This is a genomic window from Marilutibacter spongiae (assembly GCF_014145325.1).
Classification (GTDB): Bacteria; Pseudomonadota; Gammaproteobacteria; order Xanthomonadales; family Xanthomonadaceae; genus Marilutibacter; species Marilutibacter spongiae.
The window spans coordinates 252,270-278,479 of the sequence record NZ_JACHTF010000003.1; the positions used below are offsets into that span (position 1 = coordinate 252,270).

Annotated in this window: 26 protein-coding genes; 21 read left to right on the forward strand and 5 right to left on the reverse strand. The window is 70.0% G+C overall.

What is annotated here, in order from left to right:
* Positions 1-30: 30 nt before the first annotated feature.
* Positions 31-594: a Smr/MutS family protein gene (locus H4F98_RS04455; RefSeq protein WP_182685421.1), complete on the reverse strand. Its 564-nt coding sequence runs from the start codon at positions 592-594 to the stop codon at positions 31-33.
* A 179-nt stretch (positions 595-773) separates the two neighbouring features.
* On the opposite strand from H4F98_RS04455, the gene surE reads away from it, so the two are divergent.
* The 5 genes from surE (at position 774) to H4F98_RS04480 (ending at position 4,209) form a co-directional block, all read left to right on the forward strand.
* The gene (gene surE, locus H4F98_RS04460) at positions 774-1,559 is read left to right on the forward strand and encodes a 5'/3'-nucleotidase SurE (RefSeq protein ID WP_182685422.1); all 786 of its coding nucleotides are present in this window, start codon (positions 774-776) and stop codon (positions 1,557-1,559) included.
* On the forward strand, positions 1,556-2,233 hold the full coding sequence (locus H4F98_RS04465) for a protein-L-isoaspartate(D-aspartate) O-methyltransferase (protein ID WP_182685423.1): 678 nt from the start codon (positions 1,556-1,558) through the stop codon (positions 2,231-2,233). Before surE ends, H4F98_RS04465 begins: the two co-directional genes overlap by 4 nt.
* A gap of 79 nt (positions 2,234-2,312) precedes the next feature.
* The gene (locus H4F98_RS04470; RefSeq protein ID WP_182685424.1) at positions 2,313-2,897 is read left to right on the forward strand and encodes a YqaA family protein; all 585 of its coding nucleotides are present in this window, start codon (positions 2,313-2,315) and stop codon (positions 2,895-2,897) included.
* A gap of 73 nt (positions 2,898-2,970) precedes the next feature.
* Positions 2,971-3,729 carry a peptidoglycan DD-metalloendopeptidase family protein gene (locus H4F98_RS04475; RefSeq protein WP_182685425.1) on the forward strand — a complete coding sequence of 253 codons (759 nt, stop codon included), beginning with the start codon at positions 2,971-2,973 and terminating at the stop codon, positions 3,727-3,729.
* A gap of 15 nt (positions 3,730-3,744) precedes the next feature.
* Positions 3,745-4,209 carry a hypothetical protein gene (locus tag H4F98_RS04480; RefSeq protein WP_182685426.1) on the forward strand — a complete coding sequence of 155 codons (465 nt, stop codon included), beginning with the start codon at positions 3,745-3,747 and terminating at the stop codon, positions 4,207-4,209.
* Positions 4,210-4,699: 490 nt separating this feature from the next.
* Here H4F98_RS04480 and H4F98_RS04485 read toward each other — a convergent pair whose 3' ends face one another.
* Both H4F98_RS04485 and yhbY read right to left on the reverse strand, forming a co-directional pair.
* Positions 4,700-5,074, reverse strand: a complete 375-nt coding sequence (locus H4F98_RS04485) for an Mth938-like domain-containing protein (protein WP_182685427.1) — start codon at positions 5,072-5,074, stop codon at positions 4,700-4,702.
* A gap of 25 nt (positions 5,075-5,099) precedes the next feature.
* Positions 5,100-5,405, reverse strand: a complete 306-nt coding sequence (yhbY, locus tag H4F98_RS04490; protein ID WP_182685428.1) for a ribosome assembly RNA-binding protein YhbY — start codon at positions 5,403-5,405, stop codon at positions 5,100-5,102.
* An 87-nt stretch (positions 5,406-5,492) separates the two neighbouring features.
* Between yhbY and rlmE the strand changes: the two genes are divergently transcribed.
* The 14 genes from rlmE (at position 5,493) to H4F98_RS04560 (ending at position 21,532) form a co-directional block, all read left to right on the forward strand.
* The gene (gene rlmE / locus H4F98_RS04495; protein ID WP_182685429.1) at positions 5,493-6,140 is read left to right on the forward strand and encodes a 23S rRNA (uridine(2552)-2'-O)-methyltransferase RlmE; all 648 of its coding nucleotides are present in this window, start codon (positions 5,493-5,495) and stop codon (positions 6,138-6,140) included.
* Between the two features lie 87 nt (positions 6,141-6,227).
* Positions 6,228-8,132, forward strand: a complete 1,905-nt coding sequence (gene ftsH, locus H4F98_RS04500) for an ATP-dependent zinc metalloprotease FtsH (RefSeq protein WP_182685430.1) — start codon at positions 6,228-6,230, stop codon at positions 8,130-8,132.
* 100 nt (positions 8,133-8,232) lie between these two features.
* Positions 8,233-8,451, forward strand: a complete 219-nt coding sequence (locus tag H4F98_RS04505) for a hypothetical protein (protein WP_182685431.1) — start codon at positions 8,233-8,235, stop codon at positions 8,449-8,451.
* 2 nt (positions 8,452-8,453) lie between these two features.
* Complete coding sequence (gene folP / locus H4F98_RS04510) at positions 8,454-9,350, forward strand: dihydropteroate synthase (RefSeq protein WP_182685432.1); 897 nt, start codon at positions 8,454-8,456, stop codon at positions 9,348-9,350.
* A 256-nt stretch (positions 9,351-9,606) separates the two neighbouring features.
* A complete protein-coding gene (gene putP, locus H4F98_RS04515; protein WP_182685433.1) occupies positions 9,607-11,118 on the forward strand; it encodes a sodium/proline symporter PutP in 1,512 nt (503 codons plus the stop codon).
* A 34-nt stretch (positions 11,119-11,152) separates the two neighbouring features.
* Positions 11,153-12,121 (forward strand): tRNA (adenosine(37)-N6)-dimethylallyltransferase MiaA, encoded by a 969-nt coding sequence (gene miaA, locus H4F98_RS04520; RefSeq protein ID WP_182685434.1) that lies wholly within the window; start codon positions 11,153-11,155, stop codon positions 12,119-12,121.
* A 177-nt stretch (positions 12,122-12,298) separates the two neighbouring features.
* Positions 12,299-12,592: an RNA chaperone Hfq gene (hfq, locus tag H4F98_RS04525; RefSeq protein WP_141518457.1), complete on the forward strand. Its 294-nt coding sequence runs from the start codon at positions 12,299-12,301 to the stop codon at positions 12,590-12,592.
* Between the two features lie 20 nt (positions 12,593-12,612).
* Positions 12,613-14,010: a ribosome rescue GTPase HflX gene (gene hflX, locus H4F98_RS04530; RefSeq protein WP_182685435.1), complete on the forward strand. Its 1,398-nt coding sequence runs from the start codon at positions 12,613-12,615 to the stop codon at positions 14,008-14,010.
* A 149-nt stretch (positions 14,011-14,159) separates the two neighbouring features.
* Positions 14,160-15,269: an FtsH protease activity modulator HflK gene (gene hflK / locus H4F98_RS04535; RefSeq protein ID WP_182685436.1), complete on the forward strand. Its 1,110-nt coding sequence runs from the start codon at positions 14,160-14,162 to the stop codon at positions 15,267-15,269.
* Positions 15,266-16,129 (forward strand): protease modulator HflC, encoded by an 864-nt coding sequence (gene hflC / locus H4F98_RS04540; RefSeq protein ID WP_182685437.1) that lies wholly within the window; start codon positions 15,266-15,268, stop codon positions 16,127-16,129. Before hflK ends, hflC begins: the two co-directional genes overlap by 4 nt.
* Position 16,130: 1 nt before the next feature.
* Positions 16,131-16,319 carry a DUF2065 domain-containing protein gene (locus H4F98_RS04545; RefSeq protein WP_343064726.1) on the forward strand — a complete coding sequence of 63 codons (189 nt, stop codon included), beginning with the start codon at positions 16,131-16,133 and terminating at the stop codon, positions 16,317-16,319.
* A gap of 240 nt (positions 16,320-16,559) precedes the next feature.
* Positions 16,560-17,852 (forward strand): adenylosuccinate synthase, encoded by a 1,293-nt coding sequence (locus tag H4F98_RS04550; RefSeq protein WP_182685438.1) that lies wholly within the window; start codon positions 16,560-16,562, stop codon positions 17,850-17,852.
* A 1,085-nt stretch (positions 17,853-18,937) separates the two neighbouring features.
* Complete coding sequence (locus H4F98_RS04555; RefSeq protein ID WP_182685439.1) at positions 18,938-21,034, forward strand: toll/interleukin-1 receptor domain-containing protein; 2,097 nt, start codon at positions 18,938-18,940, stop codon at positions 21,032-21,034.
* 3 nt (positions 21,035-21,037) lie between these two features.
* Complete coding sequence (locus tag H4F98_RS04560) at positions 21,038-21,532, forward strand: hypothetical protein (RefSeq protein WP_182685440.1); 495 nt, start codon at positions 21,038-21,040, stop codon at positions 21,530-21,532.
* A gap of 58 nt (positions 21,533-21,590) precedes the next feature.
* Here H4F98_RS04560 and H4F98_RS04565 read toward each other — a convergent pair whose 3' ends face one another.
* On the reverse strand, positions 21,591-23,369 hold the full coding sequence (locus tag H4F98_RS04565) for a hypothetical protein (RefSeq protein ID WP_182685441.1): 1,779 nt from the start codon (positions 23,367-23,369) through the stop codon (positions 21,591-21,593).
* 283 nt (positions 23,370-23,652) lie between these two features.
* Entirely contained in the window at positions 23,653-24,111 is a 459-nt protein-coding gene (locus H4F98_RS04570) for a hemerythrin domain-containing protein (RefSeq protein WP_182685442.1), read from the reverse strand.
* A gap of 315 nt (positions 24,112-24,426) precedes the next feature.
* Here H4F98_RS04570 and H4F98_RS04575 point away from each other — a divergent pair, with 315 nt between their 5' ends.
* Both H4F98_RS04575 and H4F98_RS04580 read left to right on the forward strand, forming a co-directional pair.
* Positions 24,427-24,888 (forward strand): glycine zipper family protein, encoded by a 462-nt coding sequence (locus H4F98_RS04575; RefSeq protein WP_182685443.1) that lies wholly within the window; start codon positions 24,427-24,429, stop codon positions 24,886-24,888.
* 233 nt (positions 24,889-25,121) lie between these two features.
* Entirely contained in the window at positions 25,122-25,634 is a 513-nt protein-coding gene (locus H4F98_RS04580) for a lipocalin family protein (protein ID WP_182685444.1), read from the forward strand.
* The last annotated feature ends 576 nt before the right edge of the window (positions 25,635-26,210 follow it).

Consider the following 26,210-nt stretch of genomic DNA (forward strand, 5'->3'; position numbering starts at 1 on the left):
GGCCTGCCACCGGGCATCGCCTGGCGGTCTTCAGCGACGACCAGGCGGCGCCAGCAGGACCAGCACCGCACCCGTGCCGCCCTGGGCGACCGGCGCGGAATGAAATCCCAGTACGTCGCTCCGGTGCCGCAGCAGCCGGTCGACCAGGTTCTTCAGCACCGGCGCTCCGTCGCCGTGCAGGCCCTTGCCGTGGATCACCCGCACGCAACCCAGCCCGTGGCGGTGCGCGTCGGTGACGAAGGCGCGCAACAGGGCTTCGGCGCTGCGCGCGTCCTCGCCGTGCAGGTCCAGTTCCTCCTGTGCCGATATCTCGCCGCGCCGCAGGCGCTGCCATGCGCGCGACGGGAGGGCGTCGCGGCGGTAAGACAAAGGATCGCCCGCCGCGAGCGTGGGCAGGTCCTGTCCGCGCCGGAACGCCTCGCGGGCATCGATCTCGTCGAGCTCGGCCATGCGCGCCCGTGGCCGCGGGCGCGGGCGCGAGGGCACCGGCGCGGGTGCCTTGAGTTCACGGACCGGTCCGATCGCATCGCGGAACAGCGCAGCGTCGTCGTCGCTGTCCGGCGCGGGGCCCGGTGGTGGAGGGGTCCGTTTCATGACGCCAGCGTAGCGTGGCGCCCGCGGGGATCAAGTCGCGCGCGGCGCGCGATCCGGCGGCCGGAAGCGGGGAGGCATCGGCTATCATGGTGGCCCGAGGACCGGGTCCGTCATCCGATCGGCCCGCCTGCCCCGTCCATGTCCATGTCCGCCGCGCCCGGCGGCATCCAAGGGAGTCCATGCGAGTTCTGGTCTCAAACGACGATGGTGTCGACGCCCCCGGCATCCGCTGCCTCGCCGAAGGCCTCAGGGCCGCCGGCCACGAAGTCCTGGTGGTCGCCCCCGACCGCGACCGCTCCGGCGCCAGCAACTCGCTGACCCTCGACGCGCCCGTCCGCGTCGTGCAACTGGACGCGCATACCTGGCGCGTGCACGGCACCCCCACCGACTGCGTGCACGTGGCGATCACCGGCATGCTCGAGGTCGAACCCGACATCGTCGTGTCGGGGATCAACAACACCGCCAACATGGGCGACGACGTCATCTATTCCGGCACCGTGGCCGCGGCGATGGAAGGGCGCTTCCTCGGCCTGCCGGCCGTGGCCGTCTCGCTGAACACCGTCGACCACAAGGGCCTGCACTTCGAAACCGCCGCACGCGCGGCGGCCGAGATCATCGCCCGCCTCAGCACCGATCCGCTGCCGGCCGACACCATCCTCAACGTCAACGTGCCCGACGTGCCCTGGAGCGAGATCGCCGGCTTCGAGGTCACCCGTCTGGGCAACCGGCACCGCGCAGAGGCCTGCGTGCCGCAGCGCGACCCGCGCGGCCGCCAATGGTGGTGGATCGGCGCGGCCGGTCCGGAGCAGGACGCCGGTCCCGGCACCGACTTCCACGCCCTGCGCACCGGCCATATCGCGATCACCCCGATCCAGGTCGACCTGACCCGCTACCAGGCGCTGGAACAGGTCGCCAGCTGGGTCGGCGGCCTGGCCGGCACGCTGGACGGGAAGGGCGCGACATGAGCGTGCGCCTGCGCCTGCAGCCCGAAGCCATCGGCACCGGCATGACCTCCCAGCGCGTGCGCGACCGCCTCGTCCAGCGCCTGCGCGACGAAGGGATCGCCGACGAACGCGTGCTCAACGCCATCCGCACCGTGCCGCGGCACCTGTTCGTCGACGAGGCGCTGGCGACCCGCGCCTACGAGGACACCGCGCTGCCCATCGGCCATGGCCAGACCATCTCGCAACCCTGGGTGGTCGCGCGGATGACCGAGGCCCTGCTTTCGGCCAGTCCCGGCAAGGTCCTGGAGATCGGCACCGGCTCGGGCTACCAGGCCGCGATCCTGGCCGCGCTCGGACTCGAGGTGCATACCGTCGAGCGGATCGGGGAACTGTTGCGCGTGGCGCGCAAGCGCTTCCGGTCGCTCGGCCTCAACATCCGCAGCAAGCACGACGACGGCCGCATCGGCTGGCCGGAGAACGGCCCGTTCGACGCGATCATCGTCACCGCGGCCGCGCCCGCGCTGGTCGACGCGCTGGGCGAGCAGCTGGCCACCGGCGGCGTGCTGATCGCCCCGGTCGGCGGCGCCTCTTCGCAGTCGCTCATGCTGCTGCACAAGCAGGCCGACGGCAGCCTCCGCCAGCAGGACCTGGGTGCGGTGGTGTTCGTGCCCCTGCTGTCGGGGATGATCGATTGAACCGCGCGTCGCGCCGCGTCGCGCGCCACGCCGCCTTCCCCCTGTTCCCGTCGCGCCCCGGGCGCGCGAGGCTGCCCCGATGAAGCTGTTCGGCCCCCTGTACGACCGCTGCCTCGCCTGGGCCGCCCACCGCCACGCACCGCGCTACCTGGCCGCCCTGAGCTTCGCCGAGTCGATGTTCTTCCCGGTGCCACCGGACGTCATGCTCGCGCCGATGGCGCTGTCCACGCCGCAGCGCTGGTACCGCCTGGCGGCGATCTGCACGCTGGCCTCCGTCGTCGGCGGCCTGATGGGTTACGTGCTGGGGCACTTCGCGCTGGATGCGATCTGGCCGTGGATGGTCAAGCTGGGTTGGGACGGTGCTTTCAGCACGGTCCAGGCCTGGTTTGCCGAGTACGGTTTCTGGATCGTCTTCGTCGCGGCGTTCACGCCGATCCCCTACAAGGTGTTCACGATCGCTTCGGGTGCGACCGGCATCGGCCTGATACCTTTCCTGCTGGGTTCGGCGATCGGGCGGGGCGCGCGCTTCTTCCTCGTCGCCGGCCTGGTGGCCTGGGGCGGCGCGCGCCTTGAGCAGGTGCTGCGCCGCTACATCGAACTGCTGGGCTGGATCGTCGCCGTGCTGGTGATCGTCGCGGTGGCCTGGCTGGAACTGCGCGGCTGAGCGCGTGTCCAAACCGGGGGAACGGCGCGCGACGCCGGGGTTCCCCATCATCAAGGAGGCCAAGAAACGGCGTATGAGCACGACCTACCGCACATTTGCCACCGGCATGCTGGCGCTTGCACTGGCCGCATGTTCAAGCTCGGTCGTCCGTGAGAGCGGCTCGGGCAGCGGCCCCGTGACCAGCTCCCGGGCCAAGCCCGGTGCGACCGTGGTCGTGAAGCGGGGCGACAACCTCTACCGGATCGCGACCGACAACGGCATCACCCTGCACGACCTCGCCGCCTGGAACGGCATCCCGTCGCCTTACACGATCCATCCCGGCCAGCGGATCCGGCTGTACCCGTCGACCGGCAGCGCCACGTCGCCGGGTCGCCGCGCGACCGCGGGCACGCCGCCCCGTAGCGGCAGTTCCACGCCGCCGTCGCGACCCGCCACGCCGCCGCCCGCGCCCGTCGACAGCGGCCTGTCCTGGCGATGGCCGGCCGACGGCGAGCTGATCGGGCGCTTCGCCGGTGGCGATCCGACGAAGCAGGGCATCGACATCGCCGGCAAGAGCGGCGCGCCGGTGCGCGCGGCCAGCGACGGCGTGGTCGTCTACTCGGGCTCCGGCCTGGTGGGCTACGGCGAGCTGATCATCATCAAGCACAACGACCAGTGGCTGTCGGCCTATGGCCACAACCGCAACCGCCTGGTCAACGAGGGCGCGGTGGTCAAGTCCGGCCAGCAGATCGCAGAGATGGGGCGCAGCGGCGCCGCGCGCGACATGCTGCATTTCGAGGTGCGCTACAACGGCAAGCCCGTCGACCCCCTGTCCTACCTGCCGCGGCGCTAGGCCGCACGCCCGGGCATGAAGCGCGGCGAACCGCTCCATCGCAAGCTCAACACCCAGACCCACGGAGTGGCGCACCGGACCGGGGGCGACTTCCGCACCGTTCGCTGCGACCGGCGGATGCTGGCGGAGGAAATCACGCGCCTGCCGATGAAGCAGGGCCAGCGCCGGGGGCGGGATTACACCCCGCTCCATCGTTTCCTCCGCTCGCGCGTGGGGCAGCCCTGGGACGTGGTGTTCGCCGAGGCGGTGGGCCGGCTCGACAGCCGGGATCCCATCTTCGACGTGGTGGCGCTGCATCCGGACGCGGGCGTGCCCGTGGTCCGGGTCGGGGAGTCGAGCTACGTCAGCGGCCTCCATGTCGATGCCGGGGGCATCCTGCGCCTGGTCGATCCAGGCCTGGACGCGGCCGGCATGGTGCCGGACTGCACGTGCTGCACGCATACGTTCAACGGGGTCGTGTTCGGCACGCCGTCCGCGTAGCCCGGGCAGGCAAAGCGCGCCCTGGGCCCCGATGTGAGCGGGCGCACTTGGGCTGCCGGACGAGGCTTGGCCGCGCCACCGACGGGTGGGTAGAGGCGAAGGCGAAACCCACCGTCGCGTGTTTGCACGGACGATGAGTGATGGGTTTTGCTTCGCGCTACCCATCCTACGGTGTTGCCTGTCACCCCGCCTCGTAGGGTGGGTAGAGCCAAAGGCGAAACCCACCGTGGCGTGCTCGCACGGACGATGAATGATGGGTTTTGCTTCGCGCTACCCATCCTACGGTGTTGCCTGCCACCCCGCCTAGTAGGGTGGGTAGACCAAAGGCGAAACCCACCGGGGCGTGTTCGCACGGACGATGAGTGATGGGTTTTGCTTCGCGCTACCCATCCTACGGTGCTGGAAAAGCGTGCTGCATGGGATACGGAGCGCACTCCCGACTTCCCGGCGGCGTGCCCACCGTTCCGGCGGGAACACGCCTGCCAAGGCCTCAACCGGCGAGGATGAACCCCGCGACCACGCGGCGGCCTTCGCCGGCCAGGACATTGAACGTGCGGGCGGCGGCGTCGTTGGACATGGCCTCCAGGCCGATCCCGCGGGTCAGGCAGGCGGCCATCACAGACGCGGGCGGGAAGGCCTGGGTGGCGCCGGTGCCGAGCAGCACCACTTCAGGCTCCAGCGCCAGCACCGGGTCCAGGGAGGCCGGGGTCAGCGCGGCCACGTGCGTGGCCGCCCAGTCCTCGAGCAGGTGGTCGGGCGCGAGGATGAAGCTGCGCGACAGGACCCGGTCGTTGACCCGGGCGAGGGCGCCGTCGGCGCCGCGCATCGTGAAGGCGTGGTCGGACTGTTCCAGGTTCAGGGGCATCGTCGCCGGGTCGCCTCCGCCGGTCTCAGGCGCGGGGCAGGACGATCTGCCGCTTGTCCCTGCTCTGGCGGTACAGGACCGCGGTGTGGCCGATCCGCTGCACCAGGGCGGCGTGGGTGCGCTCGGCCAGGGCTTCGATCATCGCGTCGCGGGCCTCGCGGTCCTCGGCCCCGACCTTCACCTTGATCAGCTCGTGGTGCTCCAGGGCATTGTCGATCTCGGCCACCAGAGCGTCGGTGATGCCCTTGCCCCCCACCTGGAGCATGGCTTTCAGGCCATGGGCCTGGCCGCGCAGGAAGCGGGTCTGGGCGGCGGTGAGCAGGGTCGGCATGGGGTCACGTGAACGGGCAGTCTGGGGCGCTCAGGGTATCATGGCGGCCTGATTCCCGACCTGAAGGACAGGGCTTCCCCCGCGCCCATGGCCACCCGCAGCAAAAGCAGCCAACGCTGGCTGAAGGAACATTTCTCCGACCCCTTCGTGAAGAAGGCCCAGTCCGAGGGCATGCGTTCGCGCGCGGCCTACAAGCTGGAGGAGGTCGTCGCCCGCGATCGACTGCTCAAGCCCGACATGACCGTGGTCGACCTGGGCGCGGCCCCCGGCGGCTGGTCGCAGTGGGTCCGCCAGGAGCTGGACCGGATCGACGCCCGGCGCCCGGGCCGGGTCATTGCCCTGGACATCCTGGAGATGCCGCCGCTGGCCGGGGTGGAGTTCCTTCATGGGGATTTCAGGGAGGATGGCGTTTTATCCCAACTGGTCGCTTCGCTGGGGGGCAAGCCGGTGGACCTTGTGCTCTCGGATATGGCCCCCAATAAGAGCGGTGTGGATGCGGTCGACATGCCCCGCGCGATGTACCTGGCGGAGCTGGCCATGGATTTCGCCGACCACCACCTGCGGGTGGGCGGCGCGTTCCTGATCAAGCTGTTCCAGGGCGTGGGGTTCGACGACTATGTGAAGGAGCTGCGGCGGCGGTATGACAAGGTGGTCATCCGCAAGCCGGCGGCCTCGCGCAAGCGCTCGCCCGAAGTCTATGCACTGGCACAGGGCAAGCGCGCGTCGATCAAGTAAGGTGTGGCCGGGCGCCGCCTTCCGCGGCGGCCCGGATGGTCCCATCGCCCCGGACGCATGTCGCGCCGGGCGGCAACAGGTAGGCAAATGAACGACTTGGCCAAGAATCTTCTGCTCTGGGTGATCGTCGCCGTCGTCTTGATGGTGGTGTTCCAGGCGTTCGGCCCGCGCACCGCGGCGACCGAGAACCTGGCCTATGACCAGTTCATCCACCAGGTGCAGAACGATCGTGTCGCCAAGGTCAAGATCGACGAGGACCGGACCACGATCACCGGCGAGCGCAAGGACGGCAGCAAGTTCACCACCCACAGCCCGGGCGACAAGGACCTGGTCAACGACCTGATCAACCACGACGTGGCGATCGAGCAGGCGCCGCCGTCCAGTGGCCTGTCGCTGGGCGTCATCCTGATCAACGTGCTGCCCTGGCTGCTGTTCATCGGCATCTGGATCTACTTCATGCGCCAGATGCAGCAGGGCGGCAGCAAGGGCGCCATGAGCTTCGGCAAGTCGCGCGCCAAGATGCAGGGCGAGAACGAGGTGAAGGTGACCTTCGCCGACGTCGCCGGCTGCGAGGAGGCCAAGGAAGAGGTCGAGGAACTGGTCGAGTTCCTGCGCGATCCCTCGCGCTTCCAGAAGCTCGGCGGCAAGATCCCGCGAGGCGTGCTGATGGTCGGCCCGCCCGGCACCGGCAAGACCCTGCTGGCGCGTGCGATCGCCGGCGAGGCCAAGGTGCCGTTCTTCAGCATCTCCGGCTCCGATTTCGTCGAGATGTTCGTCGGCGTCGGCGCCAGCCGCGTGCGCGACATGTTCGAGCAGGCCAAGAAGCACGCGCCGTGCATCATCTTCATCGACGAGATCGACGCCGTCGGCCGCCATCGTGGCGCCGGGCTGGGCGGCGGCCACGACGAGCGCGAACAGACCCTCAACCAGTTGCTGGTGGAGATGGACGGCTTCGAGGGCGGCGAGGGCGTGATCGTGATCGCCGCGACCAACCGTCCCGACGTGCTCGACCCGGCGCTGCTGCGCCCGGGCCGCTTCGACCGACAGGTCGTCGTGGGCCTGCCCGACGTCAAGGGCCGCGAGCAGATCCTGCGCGTGCACATGCGCAAGCTGCCGATCGCCGACGACGTCGAGCCCATGACGATCGCCCGCGGTACGCCGGGTTTCTCCGGCGCGGACCTGGCGAACCTGTGCAACGAGGCGGCGCTGTTCGCCGCGCGCGAGAACGCCCGCGAAGTGCGCATGGAGTTCTTCGACAAGGCGCGCGACAAGATCCTGATGGGCGCCGAGCGCCGCTCGATGGCGATGAGCGAGGACGAGAAGAAGCTCACCGCCTACCACGAGGCCGGTCATGCCATCGTCGGTCGCGTCGTGCCCGAGCACGATCCGGTCTACAAGGTCACGATCATCCCGCGCGGCCGCGCCCTGGGCGTGACGATGTACCTGCCCGAGGGCGACAAGTACTCGATGAACCGCGTCGCGATCGAATCGCAGCTGTGCTCGCTGTACGGCGGTCGCGTGGCCGAGGAGCTGATCTTCGGTGCCGACAAGGTCACCACCGGCGCATCCAACGACATCGAGCGCGCGACCAAGATGGCGCGCAACATGGTCACCAAGTGGGGCCTGTCCGACGAAATGGGGCCGATCGCCTACAGCGAGGACGAGGACGAGGTGTTCCTCGGTCGTTCGGTGACCCAGCACAAGAGCGTCTCCGACGAGACGGCGCGCAAGATCGACACCGTCGTGCGTGGCATCCTCGACAAGGCCTACGAGGAGACCACGCGGATCCTCAAGGACAACATCGACAAGCTGCACGTGATGGCCGACGCCCTGCTGCAGTACGAGACCATTGACGCGCACCAGATCAACGAGATCATGGCCGGTCGCGAACCCGGCCCGCCGCAGGATTGGGTGAAGTCGGGGCGCGCGCCGAAGGACGACGCCGGCAGCACCCCGCCGGGCGCGGTGGTCGGGCCGGCGGCGCAGACCTGAGGCGCGTATCGCCGCCCGGTGCTTGCCTCGTTCCAATGGAAAGGCCAGAGTTCGACTCTGGCCTTTTTTTATGCCCCGATCGGGGCGGGAGCGGACGCGCATGAAGCAGGGTGGCGAGCGGGCGGGCAGGGCGGGCCGCGACAAGGCGGGCGCCGGGCTCGCGATCGGCATCGGATGCGGTCTGGCGATCGGTTCGGGCCTGGGCGTGGCACTCGGGAATTCCGCCCTCGGGATATCCCTGGGCGTGGCGATCGGCGCCGGCCTGGGCCTCGTGTTCGCCGCGGCGTTGAGCGCCAAGTCGTCGGGGAGCGGACGCTGAGCATGTTCGACATCGCCCCCCGCCTGGACTGCAACGGCCGTGAACTCGTGCTCGACCGCACACGGGTCATGGGCATCGTCAACGTCACGCCCGACTCGTTCTCCGATGGCGGCGAACACGCCGGCGTGGAGGCAGCCGTCGCGCATGGCCTCAGGCTCGTGGACGAGGGCGCGGACCTGCTCGACATCGGCGGGGAGTCGACGCGGCCCGGCGCCGACGAGGTATCGCTCGAGGAAGAGCTGGCCCGCGTGCTGCCGGTCATCGAGCGCCTTGCCGCGGCGGTCGCGGTGCCGATTTCCATCGACACGTCCAAGCCGGCCGTCATGCGTGCGGCGGTGGCCGCAGGCGCCGGGATCATCAACGACGTCTACGCGCTGCGCCGCGACGGCGCGCTGGAGGCCGCGGCCGAGTGCGGCGTGCCCGTGGTGCTGATGCACATGCAGGGCGAGCCGCGCTCGATGCAGTCCGCGCCAGGCTACGACGACGTGGTCGCCGAGGTGCACCGTTTCCTCGCCGAACGGATCTTCTCGGCGGAGATGGCCGGCATCGGGAAGAAGCGCATCGTCGTCGACCCGGGCTTGGGTTTCGGCAAGACGCTCGAGCACAACCTCGCCTTGCTGGCACGACTGGAGCGGTTCCGCGAGCTGGGCGTCCCGGTGCTGGCCGGTCTGTCGCGAAAGCGTGCGATCGGCGAGCTGACGGGGCGCGAGGCACCGCGCGACCGCGTCCACGGTTCGGTGGCGGCGCACGTGCTTGCGGCGCAACGCGGCGCGCGCATCGTGCGCGTGCACGACGTGGCCGCGACGGTCGATGCGCTGAAGGTCTGGGCCGCGGTCGATGCCGTGCCGGTGCCGCGCGGGACGGGCAGTGCGACGCCCGCGTGGCCCGACGAGGATTGACATCCGGCGTTCGATCGTGTCGCCCGGCGCCGGGATACAGGTGCATGAACAGGTGGTCAAAATTTCGCCATGCAAGCCATGGGCCCCGTGGCTGCGACGTATCGCGATGTTGTCCACAGGTTCGTCCGTGCGCTTGTCCACAGGCTCTGTGAACAACCCGGGCTGAACGAAATCCGCATCTGCGTTAGGCTGGCCCATTCGCGCGTCGCCTGCGGCGGCGCCCATTCGCTTCAAGTCACGGGGGAACCTGTTGCCTATGACAGCCAGCACGCCGCTACTGGTTACGTTCTCGATCTACCTCACCGCCGTCGTCCTGATCGGCCTCGTCGCGTGGAAGTCGACCAAGAATTTCGACGATTACATCCTCGGCGGCCGGTCGCTCGGTCCGTTCGTGGTCGCACTCGCGGCCGGCGCCTCCGACATGAGTGGGTGGTTGCTGATGGGCCTGCCCGGCGCGATGTACCTGGGCGGCGTCTCGGAGGGCTGGATTGCCTTCGGCCTGGTGCTCGGTGCCTGGATCAACTGGAAATACATCGCCGGTCCCTTGCGCGTCTACACCGAGCGGACCGGCAACGCGTTGACGATCCCCGACTACTTCACCCACCGCTTCCAGGACCGCGACCGCATCCTGCGCGTCCTGTCGGCGCTGGTGATCCTGGTGTTCTTCGCGGTCTACTGCGCCTCGGGCGTGGTCGCCGTCGCGCGCCTGTTCGAGTCCGTCTTCGGGCTGCCCTACAACCAGGCCCTGTGGTGGGGCGCGGGCGCCACGATCCTGTACACCCTGGTGGGCGGCTTCCTGGCGGTCAGCTGGACCGACACCCTGCAGGCGACGCTGATGTTCTTCGCCCTGCTGCTGACGCCGGTGATCGTGATCATGACCAACGGGGGCTACGAGGCGAGCATGGCGCTGATCCGGCAGGCCGACCCGGGCAACCTCGACTGGTTCCGCGGCGGCGAGCTGGGCTTCATCGGCATCGTCTCGCTGCTGGCCTGGGGCCTGGGCTACTTCGGCCAGCCGCACATCCTCGCGCGCTTCATGGCGGCCGACAGCGTCCGCACCATCCCTGCGGCGCGGCGCATCGGCATGACCTGGATGATCCTGTGCCTGGCCGGCTCGCTGGCCGTCGGCTTCTTCGCGATCGCCTATTTCGCCGCCAACCCGGGCCAGGCCACGGGGGTGGACGAGAATTCCGAGCGGGTCTTCATCGAACTGGCCAACCTACTGTTCAATCCCTGGGTGGCCGGCGTGCTGCTCTCGGCGATCCTCGCCGCGGTGATGAGCACGCTGTCGTGCCAGTTGCTGGTGTGTTCGAGCGTCATGACCGAGGACTTCTACCGCGGCTTCATCCGCAATGGCGCCAGCCAGCGCGAGCTGGTCTGGGTGGGGCGGATCTCGGTGGGCCTGATCGCCCTGCTGGCCCTGTGGCTGGCGCGAGATCCGGACAGCCGCGTGCTCGGCCTGGTGAGCTACGCCTGGGCCGGCTTCGGCGCCGCGTTCGGCCCGGTGGTCCTGCTGTCGCTGTTCTGGGAACGCATGACGCGCAACGGCGCGCTGGCCGGCATCGTGCTGGGCGCCGGTACCGTCATCGCGTGGAAACAGGTCGCCGTGCAGCAGTTCGGCTCCGGACTGTACGAAATGGTGCCGGGCTTCATCGTCGCGACGCTGGGTATCGTCGTGGTGAGCCTGCTGGACCGCAAGGGGCCGAGCGACGAGATGAAGGCGACCCACCAGCAGGTCCGCGCATCGCTGCGCGAGACCGGCTACTGACGGACGCCGCCGGCGCACGCCCGGGATGGACGACATGGCGGCGGGCGGAGTCTCCCCGGGCGACACCCGCCCGCTCGCCATCGCGCTGATGGGGCCGACCGCCTCGGGCAAGACCGCGCTCGCGCTCGAATGGGCCGAGCGCCTGGGCGGCGAGGTGGTCAGCGTCGACTCGGCCCTGGTCTACCGCCACCTCGACATCGGCTCGGCCAAGCCTTCGGCGCTCGAGCAGGCGCGCGTCCCGCATCACCTGCTCGACCTGCGCGAGCCCTGGCAGCCCTATTCGGCCGCGGAATTCGCCGTCGACGCGCGCCGCGCCATGGACGAGATCCGTGCGCGCGGGCGCCTGCCGATCCTGGCGGGGGGCACCGGCCTCTATTTCCAGGCCCTGCTCAGGGGGCTGTCGCCGATGCCCGAGGCCGATCCGGCCCTGCGCGCGGCGATCGAGGCCGAAGCCGCCGATCGCGGCTGGGACGCGCTGCACGCCGAACTGGGTCGCGTCGATCCCGCCGCCGCCGCGCGCATCCACGCCACCGATGCCCAGCGCATCCAGCGGGCGCTGGAAGTCTGGCGCCTGTCCGGACGCGCCATCAGCGACTGGCAGCGAGAGCGGTCGCCGCGCCTGCCCTTCCGCGTACTCAGGCTGGTGTTGTCGCCGCCCGACCGCGCCGTGCTCCACGCCCGCATCGCGCGCCGCTTCGACGCGATGATCGCGGCGGGCTTCCTGGACGAGGTGCGCGCGTTGCGGGCACTCCCGGGCCTGCAGGCGCACCCGGCGCCGCTGGAGCTGCCGGCGATCCGGGCCGTCGGCTATCGGCAGGCCTGGGAATACCTGGACGGGGCGGGCGAAATGGCCACGTTCCGCGACCGCGGCATCTTCGCCACCCGCCAGCTGGCCAAGCGGCAGATCACCTGGCTGCGCAGCCAGCTCGACGCCCGCTGGTTCGACCCCGAACACGATCGAGAGCGCCTCGAACGCGCCCTTCGCCTGTTCATGCCGGCCTGAGGGCATGCCCGGCTTGCCGGGATCGGGACTTTTCGATAAATCCAGTGCCAGTCACGCCGCGCGGCGCCGGACTTGCGTTACCATCGGCCGGTCGCCGCCATGGGGAGCGTGACCGGCGACGGGCTCCGCCTGGCGGGCATGCCCTCCTATAACTAGAACTTTGCTGGGGAAAACTTGATGTCCAAGGGACAGTCTTTGCAGGATCCATTCCTGAATGCACTTCGACGCGAGCGCGTGCCGGTTTCGGTCTACCTGGTCAACGGCATCAAGCTGCAGGGCACCATCGAATCCTTCGACCAGTTCGTCGTGCTGTTGCGCAATACCGTCAGCCAGATGGTCTACAAGCATGCAATCTCCACCGTCGTACCCGCCCGCAACGTGCGCGTGGGCCCGGGTGGCGGCTACGTGCAGACCGGGCAGGGCGAGGGCGGCAACGGCGGCGTCTCGGTGGACGACGACGAGAACGAATGAGTCCAGGAGCATGACCGCGCGTGTTTGAACGATCCCGCAAGGGCGAACATGCGCTGCTGATCCAGCCCCATGCCGGCGGCCCGCCGGACGAGGAGCTGCTTGAGGAGTTCGCCGACCTGGCGCGTTCGGCCGGCGCCACCGTCGCGTCGCTGCTGACCGCGCGCATCGACCGTCCCAACCCGGCCACGCTGATCGGCAGCGGCAAACTGGAGGAAGTGCGCGCGGCCGCCGACGCCAGCGGCGCCGACCTGATACTGGTCAACCATCCGCTCAGCCCGGTTCAGGAGCGCAACCTCGAGCGCGCGCTGCAGCGGCGCGTGGTCGATCGCACCGGCCTGATCCTGGACATCTTCGCCCAGCGTGCGCAGAGCCACGAGGGCAAGCTGCAGGTGGAGCTGGCGCAGCTGCGCCACCTCGCCACGCGCCTGGTGCGCGGCTGGACCCACCTCGAGCGCCAGCGCGGCGGTTCGATCGGCCTGCGCGGCCCGGGCGAGACACAGCTGGAAACCGACCGCCGGCTGTTGCAGAAGCGCGTCGACATCCTGCAGAAGCGGCTGGAGAAGGTGGAGGTGCAGCGCACCCAGATGCGCCGTGCCCGCGTGCGCAGCGAGCTGCCGCGGGTGGCCCTGGTCGGCTACACCAATGCAGGCAAGTCCACCTTGTTCAACACGCTGACCGGTGCGGAGGCCTATGCCGACGACCGCCTGTTCGCGACGCTCGATCCGACCGTGCGCCGGATCGAACTGTCCGGCGGCAGCGCGGTGCTCGCCGACACGGTGGGCTTCGTGCGCGACCTCCCGCACGAGCTGGTCGCGGCCTTCCGTTCGACCCTGTCCGAAGCCCGCGAGGCCGACCTGCTGCTGCACGTCGTCGATGCGGCCGATCCGGCGCGCCAGGAGCGCATCGCCCAGGTGGACTCGGTGCTCGCGGAGGTCGGCGCGGGGGACCTGCCGCAGGTGCTGGTGTTCAACAAGATCGATCGCCTCGCCGAACCCGTCGATCCCGGTGCGGGCACGAGCGATGCCGGCGATGGCACCGGGGAGGGCGATCCGGTCGGGATGCGCCGCTTCGCGCCGCGCCTGGACCGACCCGCCGGCGGCCGACCGCGGGTGTGGCTGTCGGCCCGCGAGGGCCAGGGGCTGGCGCTGCTGCGGCAGGCGCTGGTCGAGGCCCTCGAGCTCCGGCACGTCGCCGGTCGCGTCCGGATCCCCCCGCAGGCCGCGAAACTGCGTGCCCGCCTGCATGAGCTGGGCGTGGTGCGTGGGGAGACGGGCGACGAGGCGGGCTGGGAGGTCGAGGTCGACATGGCCATCAGCGATCTCCAGCGGCTGTTCGCGCAGGCCCATGGCGAGTGGCTCAGGCCCCTCATCGAGGCCGCCGGCCTGGAAGGCGATCCCGCGGACGCACCGTTCGACTGACGCGGCCCTGGTTCCCGGTCCCGGATGTGGCCGGTGCGGGTCGCAAGCGGGCCTTGCTTGAGCACCGACCAGCCCCCACCTAGAATCGACCGATGCCGATTCCGGCGGGGCCACCCGTCTCGGCCACGATTTCCGAACATGGAGCAGGCATGGCCTGGAATACCCCCGGCAGCAAGAATTCCGGCAACGGCAACCGGCCGTCGCGACGGCCCCCCGGCGGAGGCGGCTTCGACGCCGTCCTCGACCAGCTCCGTGGACTCTTCGGCGGCAGCGGCGGTGCCGGCGGCATCGGCCGCTGGCTGCTGTTGCTGGTCGGCCTCTGGCTGGCCTTCAACTGCTTCGTGCTGATCGCCGAGACCGAGCGCGGCGTGGTCCTGCGTTTCGGCCAGTTCTCGCGCGTCATGCAGCCCGGCCCGCACTTCAAGATGCCCTGGCCCTTCGAGCGCGTCACCAAGGTCAAGGCGACCCAGATCCGCACCATGAGCGACAACGTGCCGGTGCTGACCAGCGACGAGAACATCGTCCACGTCGAGATCAACGTGCAGTACCAGGTCAACGATCCCCAGCGCTACCTGTTCGGTACCCGCGATCCCGACGAGGTCCTGCGCCAGGCCGCGCTGAGCACCATGCGCGAGCAGGTCGGTCGCTCCACCCTGGACACGGTGCTGGGCGCGCGCAACGCGCTGGCGGTGTCGTCGCGCGAACAGTTGCAGGCCTCGCTCGATGCCTATCGCACCGGCCTGATCGTCACCGAGCTCAACCTGCCCAACGCGCGTCCGCCCGAGCAGGTCAAGCCAGCCTTCGACGACGTCAACAGCGCCCAGCAGGAGCGCGAGCGCCTGATCAGCGAGGCGCGGGCGTACGCGGCCAAGGTGGTGCCCGAGGCGCGCGGTGGCGCCGCCCGCATCCGTACCGAGGCCGAAGGCTACAAGACCGCCAAGGTGGCCAAGGCCAACGGTGACGCGGACCGCTTCTCGCTGCTGGTCGACGAGTACAAGCAGGCGCCGGAGGTCACGCGCAAGCGCCTGTGGCTGGAGACGGTGCAGGAGGTCCTGGCCGCGAACCGCAAGATCGTCGGCGACGACTCGCGCCAACTCATCTACTCGCCCATGGGCGGCGGTCGCGCGAGCGGCGCCACGCCCGCGATGTCCCCGGAGTTGCTGGCGCCCACGCTGAGCACGCCGGACCCGGCACCGGCGCGTTCCTCGCGCGGCGCCCGGCCGTCCCGCCCTGATGGCCGAGAGGAGGCCCGCCAATGAAGGCTCCCGTCTGGATTGCCGTGATCGTCGCGGTGCTGTTCGGCCTGCTGGGCTCGATCTTCGTCGTCAAGGAAGGCGAGACCGCCATCGTCCTCAACCTCGGCCGCGTGTCACGGGCCGACCTCGGCCCCGGCCTGCACTTCAAGGTGCCGCTGGTGGAGAACGCACTGGTCTTCGATCGCCGCCTGCAGGTGCTCGACAGCAGCCCCGAGCGCTACCTGACCTCCGAACGCAAGGACGTCCAGGTCGACTTCTTCTCGATCGGCCTGATCGCCGATGCGACGGCCTTCTTCCGCGCCACCGGCGGCGACGAGAGCGTGGCCGTGGCCCGGCTGGTGCCGATCGTCAAGGATTCGCTGCGCAACGAGATCAACGCGCGCACCCTGCAGCAGGTCGTGTCCGGCGACCGCTCCGAGATCATCGAAGCGCAGCTGGGCAAGATCAACGAAGGCGCGGCCACGCTTGGCGTTCGCATCATCGACCTGCGCATCAAGCAGATCGACCTGCCCACCGACAGCGAGGTCATCACCAACGTGTTCGCGCGAATGAGCGCCCAGCGCCGCCAGGTCGCCAGCGCCCTGCGCGCCGAAGGCGAGGAGCAGGCCCGGACCATCCGCGCCGAGGCCGATCGCGAACAGACGGTCATCCTCGCCGAGGCCGAGCGCGACGCCCAGCGCCTGCGCGGCCAGGGCGATGCCGAAGCGGCGCAGACCTACGCGGCGGCGGCCAACAAGGACCCGGCGTTCTACGCCTTCCAGCGCAGCCTGGAGGCCTACCGGCGCTCCTTCGCCGATGGCGAGGCCCTGATCGTGCTGGACCAGGACGACCCGTTCCTGCAGTACCTCGAGAACGATCGTTGAGGTGAGCGACGCCCTGCTGTCGGCGATCTGCCTGGTCGCCGTGCTCGAAGGCCTGTTCCTGTTCGTGGCGCCGGACGGCTGGCGCCGTGCCGCCGAGCAGTTGCATGCGATGCCGAACCGGCAGTTGCGCTTCGTCGGAGCGATCTCCATCGCCCTGGGCCTGCTGGCCCTGTGGTGGGTGCGCCGCTGAGGGGGCGCGTTCGAGGGCCTGGCCGACCGCCCCCTGAACCGCCGGGGGCGTCCACGTCGTCTTCACGCCGCAAGGCTGGCCCCGGCGCCCCGAAACCCGGATAATGCACAAAAGCCGGATGGGCCCGCTCCTCGACGAGTCGCCCGCCGGCTTTTTCCGTGTCCGGCCCGCGCTCCATCGCGCGCGGCCACCCCCAGCGGCTGCGGCCGCCACCCCCAACATCTGCGGAGTACAACCGTCATGGGTCAGTCAGTCGTCGTTCTCGGTGCCCAGTGGGGCGATGAAGGCAAGGGCAAGATCGTCGATCTGCTGACCGAGGAAATCGGTGCCGTCGTCCGCTTCCAGGGCGGCCACAATGCCGGCCACACCCTGGTCATCAACGGCAAGAAGACCGTCCTGCACCTGATCCCCTCGGGCATCCTGCGCGAAGGCGCGCTGTGCCTGATCGGCAATGGCGTGGTGCTGAGCCCGGCGGCGCTGCGAAAGGAAATCGACGAACTCGAGGCGACGGGCGTCGACGTGCGCTCGCGGCTGAAGATCAGCCCGGCGACGCCCTTGATCATGCCGTACCACATTGCCCTGGACCAGGCGCGCGAGAAGGCGGCCGGCGGCAAGGCCATCGGCACCACCGGGCGCGGCATCGGCCCGGCCTACGAGGACAAGGTCGCCCGCCGCGGCATCCGCGTCGCCGACCTGCATTACCCCGACCAGCTGGCCGAGAAGCTGCGCACGGCACTGGACTACCACAACTTCGTGCTGACGAAGTACCTCGGCGTGGACGCGGTCGACTACCAGAAGATCCTCGACGAGGCGCTCGAGTTCGGCGAGTACGTGCAGCCGATGAAGTCCGACGTCGCCGGGATCCTCCACGACCTGCGCAAGCAGGGCAAGCGCGTGCTCTTCGAGGGCGCGCAGGGCTCGCTGCTCGACATCGACCACGGCACCTATCCCTACGTGACCTCGTCCAACACCACCGTGGGCGGCGCGCTGGCCGGCGCGGGCGTGGGCGCCGACGCGATCGACTATGTGCTGGGCATCTGCAAGGCCTACGCCACGCGCGTGGGTGGCGGGCCGTTCCCGACCGAGCTGCACGACGAGATCGGCCAGGGCATCCGCGATCGCGGGCAGGAATACGGTGCGACCACCGGCCGACCGCGCCGTTGCGGCTGGATCGACATCGTCGCGCTCAAGCGCGCGGTCGCGATCAATGGCATCACCGGCCTGTGCATCACCAAGCTCGATGTGCTCGACGGCATGGACACGCTGAAGATCTGCATCGCCTACGAATACCGGGGCAAGCGCACCGAGTACGCGCCGCTCGATGCGGCGGGCTGGGAAGAGTGCACCCCGGTATACCTGGAGTTCCCGGGCTGGGACGAGAACACCCACGGCATCACCGAGTGGGACCAGCTCCCCGCCGCCGCGCGTGCCTACCTGCGCGCGCTGGAAGAGCTGGCCGGTTGCCCACTGGCGATCGTGTCCACCGGTCCGGACCGCGCCCACACCATGGTCCTGCAGGATCCCTTCGCCTGACGCCTTGCCGTCGCGCGTCTGCAAAGCCCCGCTCCGGCGGGGCTTTTTCATGGTTCTTGACCCAGGTCCGGGGAGCACGCGCCAATTCGCGAAATCCCCTGGCTCCCGTGTTCGTTGGCGGGCGATGGATCCGTCCGCGAAGGCATCGCACAAGCCGGCATTGAGGATGCCCCGCGGTCCACGCACCCCGGGGCGCCGGCGTGGGTCGCATGGGCAATGCGTTACCCACCGTGGCGTTTGGACACGACACCCGATGGGTTTTGCTTCGCGCTACCCATCCTACGGTTCTGCCTCCCATCCCGCCTAGTAGGGTGGGTAGAGCCAAAGGCGAAACCCACCGTCACGGTATTTCACGCAGGACGCACGATGGGTTCTGCGTCGCGCAATCCCTCCCGCGAGGGGTGGTCTGAAACCAAGTCAAAGTCAAAGGCTTCCGCCCTGTGGGCGGGTGCCTTTTGTCTTGGCAAAAGGCACCAGAACCGCCGGCTCCATCGGCCGCCGGTCCGGCTTCGCCGCACCGGTTCCCTGTGCGCCTCGGCCGTGTCGGCACGGCGCCCAAACTCGCTTCGCCCGGACAAGGGCGCCTCTCCGGCCGCCACGCCCTGCGGTGCTCGGCGGCCTCGAAGTCGCGAAGTTCAAGATCAAGATCGACGGCAACGGCAACGGCAACGGCAACGGCAACGGCCACACGCCGCGTAGCCGGGGTAAGCGAAGCGCACCCGGGGCCCCGGTCAGGCCAAGGCTGGATCCCAGTGAGCGCTGGAATACGCCGGGCACCCTTCTTCCCCCGGCCGGGTGAAGCACCCTTTCGTCGGGCCCCGGCCAGGGCCGTGGCAGGCCCTGGCCGGGGCGCACGCGCCGTTCGTCCGGGAGAGGCGACGCCAGGGATCGGCTGCTGGCCGCATTGCCGGGGCCGCTGCGTTGTAGCCGGGAGGACGGGTCGTCCCGCCAGGCCGTTGCATCGTGGCCGGGTCGGGGGCAGGGCGTCCGGCGCACTCCACAGGGGACTCCTCCCGGCCGGGCCTGGCGGGTTTTGCAGTGTCACGTGCCGTCCAGGGAGGGGCGCGGTAGCGGAGAGCGGCATCATGGCGGGCAGGGCATCCACCTACCATGCATTCATCAGCTACAGCCATGCCGATCGCGCGACGGCGCGCTGGCTGCATCGGGCGCTCGAAACCTACCGCCTGCCGCGTCGCCTTGTCGGTCGGCCCACCGCGCTGGGCCCGGTGCCGCCGAACCTGTCGCCGATCTTCAAGGACCGCGAGGAACTTGGCGCCGCCGCCGACCTGTCGGCCGAGCTCCGCAGCGCCCTCGACGGAAGCCGTTTCCTGGTCGTCGTCGCCTCGCCCGACGCGGCGCGTTCGCGCTGGGTCAACGAAGAGATCCGCGTGTTCAAGCAACGCCATGGCGACGCGCGGGTGCTGGTACTGGTCGTGGCCGGCGAGCCCGGCGCCAGCGGCATGCCGGGTCGCGAGACGGAGGAGTGCTTCCCCGAAGCCCTGCGCTTCCATGTCGACGGGGAGGGCCGGATCACCAGGCAGCCGGCCGAACCCGTCGCCGCCGACCTGCGTCCGCACGGCGACGGCAAGCGGCTCGCGTCGCTGAAGCTGGTCGCCGGCCTGACCGGGCTTCGACTCGACGACCTGGTCCAGCGCGAAGCGCAGCGCAGGCAGAAGCGCCTGGCCTGGCTCGCGACCGCCGCCACGGTCGGCATGCTGGCCATGGGCGGAATGGCCCTGATGGCACGGCAGGCACGCGACGAGGCCCAGCACCAGCGCGCACAGGCCGAGGGGCTCATCGAGTTCATGCTGACCGACCTCCGGCGCAAGCTCGAGCCCGTCGGTCGCCTGGACGTGATGGACAGTGTCGGCCAGCGTGCCATGGCCTATTACGGCCAGCAGCAGCCGGCGCGGCTGGACGCGGACGCCCTGGGCCGCCGCTCGCGCGCATTGTTGCTGGTGGGCGAGGTCAGGAACCTGCGGGGCGACCTGGACGGTGCGCTGGCGACCTACCGGCAAGCGGCCGACACCACGGCCGAGCAATTGCGACGCGATCCGGGCAACCCCCAGCGCATCTTCGATCACGCCCAGAGCGAGTTCTGGGTCGGCTATATCGCCTGGCAGCGGGGCGACGCAGCGCCGGCGAGGCGGCACCTGGGGCGCTACCTGGCGTTGGCGGGCCGCCTGACCACGATCGATCCGGCCAACGTCGACTGGCTGGTCGAGCGCGTCTATGCCGAGACCAACCTCGGCGCGCTGGAGCTGAGCGAGGACCGGCCGGGCGAAGCCCTGGCGCACTTCGACCGGGCGCTCGATGGATGGCTCGAGTTGCGCGAGCGCAGTGGCGACGCGCCGGAGCATGCGTACCAGTTCGCGCAGACCCTGGCCTGGCAGGCCGACGCCAGGCGCCGGATGGGCGAGAGCGTCGCCGCGCTGGAGCTGCGACGCGATGAAGGTGCGCTCTACCGGCGCCTGCTCGTCGACGACCCAAAGAACACCAAGATCCGCGAGGCCTTGTCCATCTCGCTCGTCCGCGCGGCGCAGCTGGAGCTCGAGCGTGGAAACGACGCCGGCGGGGCGGCGCTCGCCCGGGAGGGCGTGGCGACGATCGAGTCGCTGCGGGCGCAGGATCCCGCGAACCGGCTTTGGCTCGAGATGGCGGTGAAGGCCGCCAACGTGCATGCCGAGTCCCTGATGCTGTCCCATGACTGGGCGGGCGCGGCGGAAGCCAATGCCCGTGCGCTCGCGGACGCGAACGCACTGGTCGGGGGCGACGCCAGCGTCACGGCATGGCGCACCGATGGACTGCTGCCGGCGCGTTGGATGCAGGCGGCGATCCTCGTGGCGCGCGGCGATCACGAGGCGGCCGCACCGGCGCTGGACCGATTCGCCCGCGACTTCGCCCCGGACGCCGATGCGACGTCGCCCGAAGCCCGGTTCGGCTGGCTGGTGGCGAAGCTCCTGGCCGCGCGCAACGCGGGTGCGCTCGACGACGACGCGGCCGCTGCGCGGGCGCTCGAAGAAGCGCGTGCCTATCTCGCATCGCTGGACGGCGGACAGGACGCGCGATTCCGCGCCGTCGCCGATTGGCTGGCCGACCCCGACCCCCGATCCCCCCGACCCGAAGGCGGCGCTGACTACCGCCTGACGGCCCTGATCAGCGAACCAACCCACCGGAGATAGACCATGGGCGACAAACAGGACATGACCCTCGGCATTAACGTCACCGTCAGCGGCAGCGTCGACGCGAACGGCAACTTCACCGCGAGCGCGACCTACTCGCAGGGCGCGAGCAACCCGGCCAGCAGCAACGTCGTGCAGTCCGACGGCAGCGTCAACCTGGGCAACATGGCGTTCTCGGGCAGCGACTACAACCGGCAGACCGACATCACCTTCACCCTGGGCGGAACGGTCACCAATGCGGCCGGGACGAGCCTGCCCTTCAGCTTCCCCACCGATCCGGCGTCCGCCATCACCATCACCGGTCGCGACGGCAATGGCGTGGACGGGATGACCGCCGTCGCCGGCAGCAGCGTGCAGAGCGTGGTTCTCGACGACGAAGACAAGCGCAACCGATCGTACAACTACTGCCTGACGATCTGGGCGCGTACCGATTCGCCGAATCCAGGCGATGGCGTCAGTTGCACGCTGGACCCGGTGATCGTCAACCGCGCCGATTGAGGCGCCCCTGCATCAGGGCGCGCGCGTGCGGTCGCCGCACGCGCGTCGCGCCCGGCATTCATCCCGGCAGGCTCAGCGGCCGCGCCTGGTAGGTCGTGCGCCAGTGCGCGATGTCGGCCAGCATCACGTCGGACAACCGGCGCAGCCGTGCCTGCAGGCGACCGAAGTCGTCGGGATCGCCGGCGATGGCCCGTTGCAGGGCCTCGAGCCGGGCCGAGGTCGTCAGGGAACGGTCGGCGACCCCGTTGAAATCGCCCTGCATCCGGATGCCATACAGGGCCGCGCCGAGCGCCGGCAGGACGGCGGTGGCGATGGTCACGGCGACCGTCATGTCGAGCCCGGCCAGGTTGCCCGGCTCCAGTCCGGCCAGCTTCACCGCGATCCATGCGATGCAGGCCATCGCGGTGAGCGCGAACAGATACCCGCCCAGGCGATGCAGGCGATGGTCGAGCAGGTGCATGCGGCGCGCATTGTCGCGGTGATAGGCGGCCTGGTCCTCGATCATGGCCTGCGCGGCGCCGCGGACGCGCCGGAGGTAGCCTGCATCGACCACCGCGTGCGGCAATCCCAGCTCGCGCGCGGTGGCGCGGGCGTACCAGCGCACCCAGCCCGGTGCCATGCCCCGGCTGTCGGCATCGGCATCGCGCAGCGCGAGATCGCCGAGCAGGCTGCTGACCGAGACCGTGCGCAATTGCTCGGCCAGGTGCCGGTTGTCCATCCAGCGTTCGTGCCAGCCCACCCGTGTGCCGAGCCGCGTGTTGGCGAGGATCAGCACGATCACCAGCAGTTCGGTGCCGATCAGCCACGATTTCAGCCCGGGCGCGACCAGCCCCGACAGTGCCAGCAGCACCGCGACCGCGGCCAGGGCGAAGTTGGCGACGTAGCCGCTGCGGAACAGCTGGGCGAAATACGTGGCCGCCGCGTCCGACAGGCCGAAGCGCGGCAGGAGGATGCGCGAGAGGCGGGCCGAGTGGCCCCCGGTGGGAGGCAGGTTCCCCAGTCCGCGGCCGAGGCGCTGGGCGCAGTCGACCGGCCGCGGGGGCGCGAGGTCGGCAGCGCGCATCCGTCGCACGCCGGTCGTCGCCAGCAGCAGGGGCCAGGGCAGTGCAGGCGTCCGGCGCATGATCCGTTCGCGATAGAAGCGGCGCAGCATGCGCACGTCGACGGGGTTGCCCGGCGGTGCGGTCAGCATGTCGAGCACGCTTTCGAGGACCTCGGCCACGGGGGCCCGCGGCACGGTGTCGAGCGTGGGCTGTTCGAAGTCCAGGTCGGACAGGCCGGTCCACAGGAGCTGGGGTCCCGTACCCGGGCCCGCGAGCGCGGCCGGGTCCAGGTGGATCACCGGGATGTGGCGCGCAACCGCCTCGGCGACGATCTGCGCCGTACCGCCGCGACCACGTGCCGGGTCGCCGTCCCAGACCGCCAGCAGGATGTCGGCCTGGTCCAGCACGACCCGGCCGACCGCCTCGTAGGCCGCGGTGGCGGCGTCGCGTTGCCCGGGCAGCGCGAACACCGCCTCGGCACGCGCCAGCAGGCCCCGGAATCGCGAGAGGGCGGGGCCTTCCCCGAAGTCCGCCGCATAGTCGGCGGGCGGGAACGGCAGGCACGCATCCAGCTGCCAGCCCAGGTCGAGCGCGGCTTCCGCGACCAGGGAGTCCGCGCCTTCGGCCAAGGCGGAGACCAGGCGATGGCAGGGCAACTGGGCCGAGAGCCAACGGCTGTGGCGGCGCTGGATGCCGCGTAGCGCGGTGGTGAGGCGTTCGAGCAGCGGCGCGAGCGCCGCCTGCAGGGGCGCGATGTCCGCGGCGCCCAGGCGGGGAGGCCGATGTCCGGTCACGCCGATCGAAAGGTGCAGTCGCGGGCGACGTCGTTCTCGCGTGCCCGGTGCCAGTCGACGGTCGCGCCCGGCCCGTCGTCGTGCGCCCGCGTCGGCGACGGGTCTGCTACCGGGATCTCCCATGGCGGTCTCCCTGGCCGGGGCAAGCCGGCGCCGCGCGGACGCATTCATGCCGTCGTGCCGCGCCGGGGGGCGAAGCCGTCGCCGTGGCCAGTCGGACGGCGGCATCGCTGCATCACCGGGTCAACGGCGAATGCGGCGGGAAGCGGCCGTGCGCGGGGCGCTATTCCGCCTCGAGCTTGCGGTGCATGCGCGCGTAGTCCTTGCGGTACTTCCCGGCCAGCCGCGTCTTCTGTGCGTCGCTCAGGATCTTCCCCGAGACCTGGAAGAACTTCTTCTCCTCCTCCCGAAGGTGGTGGTGCACCTCGTGTGACAGTTCACGGGCCTTCTCCAGCCATGCATCGCCATCGGTATCCAGCGCCTGTACGTCGGCGACGAGTTCGTCGATCTGGTGGTGCTCGTGCAGCGCATGCCGGCTGGAATCCAGGCCCATGTCCTCCATCAGCATCGGAACGTAGAGATAGCGTTCCTCCGCGGCCTCGTGCGCCTCGAGCTCGATCCGCAGTTCGCGGAACAGGTCGATGCGCGCCTGGCTGCCGGCTTTCGAGCGCAGCAGCCTGCGCAGGAGCGAGCGCTGGATCTCGTGGCTTTCGCGCAGGGCGTCGTAGATGGTTTCGCTCATCGGGTCGTTCCAGTATCGGTTCGCCAGGAGCGTAGCGACGGTTCCGTCAAGGGCATGCGTAGGCCGCGTGCGGGCGCATGCCCGATGGCCAGGGGCGGCCCTTTCGTGCACGCGCCCTACACCCGCTTGAATGCACGGCAACCGATTCGCGCGGCCGATCCCGTTCATGCGCCGAATTCACGGCTGCCTCATCGCGCGCCGCGCAACGTGCACCTCGCAGGTGCCCCGAGGCCGCGCGGTACAACAAGCACAACATCGCGACAAGACGGTCGGGTCCTGCGTTTCATTTTCCCCACGAATCCCAGGAGCACGAACATGAGCGACATCAAGAAAGACCACAGCATTGGCGAGGGCACGGGTGCGGTCACCGGCGCGGTGACGGGCGCGGTCGTCGGTTCCGCCGCCGGCCCGGTCGGCAGCGCGGTGGGTGCGGTGGTCGGTGGCGTGGTTGGCGCCAAGGCCGGCGGTGCGGTCGCCGAGGCCGTCAATCCGACCGAATACGTGGATCATTTCCGCAGCCGATACCAGGCGGCCGACTATTACGACGACCGCCGCGAGTGGCGCGACTACGAGCCGGCGTACCGCCACAGCTACGAGGCCTACAACCGCTACCCGGGCGAGCGCTTCGACGACATCGAGGACAAGCTCGAGCGCGAGTGGGCCGAGACACGCGCCGAATCGCGCCTGGCATGGAACGAGGCACGCGATGCCGCCCGTGACGGTTGGCACTACATCGAGCGCCGGATGCCGGGCGACTTCGATCGCGACGGTCGCTGAGGCCGTTCGCCCAAGGCGCCGCCAGAGCGCCGGGCGCGCAGTGAATACGTTGCCTTGGTGAATACGTTGCTTTGCCCACCGCGACACGCCCCGGCCATTGGCCGGGGCTTTTTGGTTCCGTCGGGCGCGGACGCCGCGCCACGTCCGCGTCGAACGCGCCCTCCACTCGCGCTCCACCTACCATCGGCGATGCTTGAGGTCCCGATGCCATCGCACTGAACGAAGGGACGCCCATGACCCGCGACACGCCGCCCGATACCGTCACTGGCCTCGAGCTCGATCGCTACCTTGGCACGTGGTTCGAGATCGCCCGCCTGCCGATGCGCCACGAGCCCGAGGATTACACCGACATCTCCGCCCACTACAGCCTCAAGGCCGACGGAAAGGTGCGCGTGCAGAACCGCGCGCTGGACGGCAATGGGGAGCTGCAGGAGTCGATCGGCGAGGCGAGCCTTGCGACGCCGGGGGATGCCAGCCGCCTGGAGGTGACCTTCCTGCCCGAAGGCCTGCGCTGGATCCCCTTCACCCGGGGCGACTACTGGATATTGCGCATCGAGCCTGATTACAGCGTGGCGCTGGTGGGCAGCCCCGATCGCGATTACCTGTGGCTGCTGGCGCGGCAGCCGGCGATGGGGCCGGCCAAACGGCAGGATTTCCTGGCCACCGCCCGCGCGCAGGGCTACCGGCTCGACGCGCTGATCGACACGCCCCACACCGGGCGCCCGACCGCCGAACCGACGACGTGAGCACGGGACCCCTGCATGCGAGCCGCGGGCATGCAGTGGGCAAGCGAGAAAAAAGCCGCATTGCTGCGGCTGTCGAACGCCCCGGCGCTGGCTGCAGCGTCGGAAGGAAGACGGAACGAGGCCCCGGGGTGGGGCAGGCCGTGGCCCGGAGGGCCCCGAGGCCTCATGCCGTCGAATGCCGCCGCGTCGGGGGAGAGCACGGCGGGTAGGAGAGAAACATCGCGGCGCGCGCCCGGGGCATTGCAGCCCGCGACGGACGCGGGCGATATCTGGCGGGAGGCGGGCATGGTACGCATCGCATGTCCTTTGCAAACGGGTTTCGACAAGCCACTTCGCCTCCAGGGCGAGGGCAGGGATCGGGCGTCGCGCCGCATTCCATGTGACGGGTGCCGCCGGGGAGGCTTCGTCCGCTTCCACCGTCGGCCCCGACTTTGGCAGATCGCGGCAGTCCGTGGAAGTTCGGTTTGCGGATAAGCTGATTCAGAATCCGAATCAGGCCGCCGACGCCCTGAATTTTGACGCGGCACGGTGTCCGCCGTGACTACTGGGTGTGTCGGGACGGCAGGCGGCATGCCA

Bases quoted from the DNA above. Each gene is read 5' to 3' on its own strand.
- H4F98_RS04555 (WP_182685439.1), top strand. From the start codon at position 18,938: ATGGCGGGCAGGGCATCCACCTACCATGCATTCATCAGCTACAGCCAT.
- H4F98_RS04560 (WP_182685440.1), top strand. From the start codon at position 21,038: ATGGGCGACAAACAGGACATGACCCTCGGCATTAACGTCACCGTCAGC.
- H4F98_RS04475 (WP_182685425.1), top strand. From the start codon at position 2,971: ATGAGCACGACCTACCGCACATTTGCCACCGGCATGCTGGCGCTTGCA.
- folP (WP_182685432.1), top strand. From the start codon at position 8,454: ATGTTCGACATCGCCCCCCGCCTGGACTGCAACGGCCGTGAACTCGTG.
- yhbY (WP_182685428.1), bottom strand. From the start codon at position 5,405: ATGCCGACCCTGCTCACCGCCGCCCAGACCCGCTTCCTGCGCGGCCAG.
- H4F98_RS04465 (WP_182685423.1), top strand. From the start codon at position 1,556: ATGAGCGTGCGCCTGCGCCTGCAGCCCGAAGCCATCGGCACCGGCATG.
- H4F98_RS04575 (WP_182685443.1), top strand. From the start codon at position 24,427: ATGAGCGACATCAAGAAAGACCACAGCATTGGCGAGGGCACGGGTGCG.
- rlmE (WP_182685429.1), top strand. From the start codon at position 5,493: ATGGCCACCCGCAGCAAAAGCAGCCAACGCTGGCTGAAGGAACATTTC.
- hfq (WP_141518457.1), top strand. From the start codon at position 12,299: ATGTCCAAGGGACAGTCTTTGCAGGATCCATTCCTGAATGCACTTCGA.
- putP (WP_182685433.1), top strand. From the start codon at position 9,607: ATGACAGCCAGCACGCCGCTACTGGTTACGTTCTCGATCTACCTCACC.
- hflC (WP_182685437.1), top strand. From the start codon at position 15,266: ATGAAGGCTCCCGTCTGGATTGCCGTGATCGTCGCGGTGCTGTTCGGC.
- H4F98_RS04480 (WP_182685426.1), top strand. From the start codon at position 3,745: ATGAAGCGCGGCGAACCGCTCCATCGCAAGCTCAACACCCAGACCCAC.
- hflK (WP_182685436.1), top strand. From the start codon at position 14,160: ATGGCCTGGAATACCCCCGGCAGCAAGAATTCCGGCAACGGCAACCGG.
- surE (WP_182685422.1), top strand. From the start codon at position 774: ATGCGAGTTCTGGTCTCAAACGACGATGGTGTCGACGCCCCCGGCATC.
- ftsH (WP_182685430.1), top strand. From the start codon at position 6,228: ATGAACGACTTGGCCAAGAATCTTCTGCTCTGGGTGATCGTCGCCGTC.
- H4F98_RS04505 (WP_182685431.1), top strand. From the start codon at position 8,233: ATGAAGCAGGGTGGCGAGCGGGCGGGCAGGGCGGGCCGCGACAAGGCG.
- H4F98_RS04580 (WP_182685444.1), top strand. From the start codon at position 25,122: ATGACCCGCGACACGCCGCCCGATACCGTCACTGGCCTCGAGCTCGAT.
- H4F98_RS04455 (WP_182685421.1), bottom strand. From the start codon at position 594: ATGAAACGGACCCCTCCACCACCGGGCCCCGCGCCGGACAGCGACGAC.
- H4F98_RS04550 (WP_182685438.1), top strand. From the start codon at position 16,560: ATGGGTCAGTCAGTCGTCGTTCTCGGTGCCCAGTGGGGCGATGAAGGC.
- H4F98_RS04485 (WP_182685427.1), bottom strand. From the start codon at position 5,074: ATGCCCCTGAACCTGGAACAGTCCGACCACGCCTTCACGATGCGCGGC.
- H4F98_RS04570 (WP_182685442.1), bottom strand. From the start codon at position 24,111: ATGAGCGAAACCATCTACGACGCCCTGCGCGAAAGCCACGAGATCCAG.
- H4F98_RS04470 (WP_182685424.1), top strand. From the start codon at position 2,313: ATGAAGCTGTTCGGCCCCCTGTACGACCGCTGCCTCGCCTGGGCCGCC.
- miaA (WP_182685434.1), top strand. From the start codon at position 11,153: ATGGCGGCGGGCGGAGTCTCCCCGGGCGACACCCGCCCGCTCGCCATC.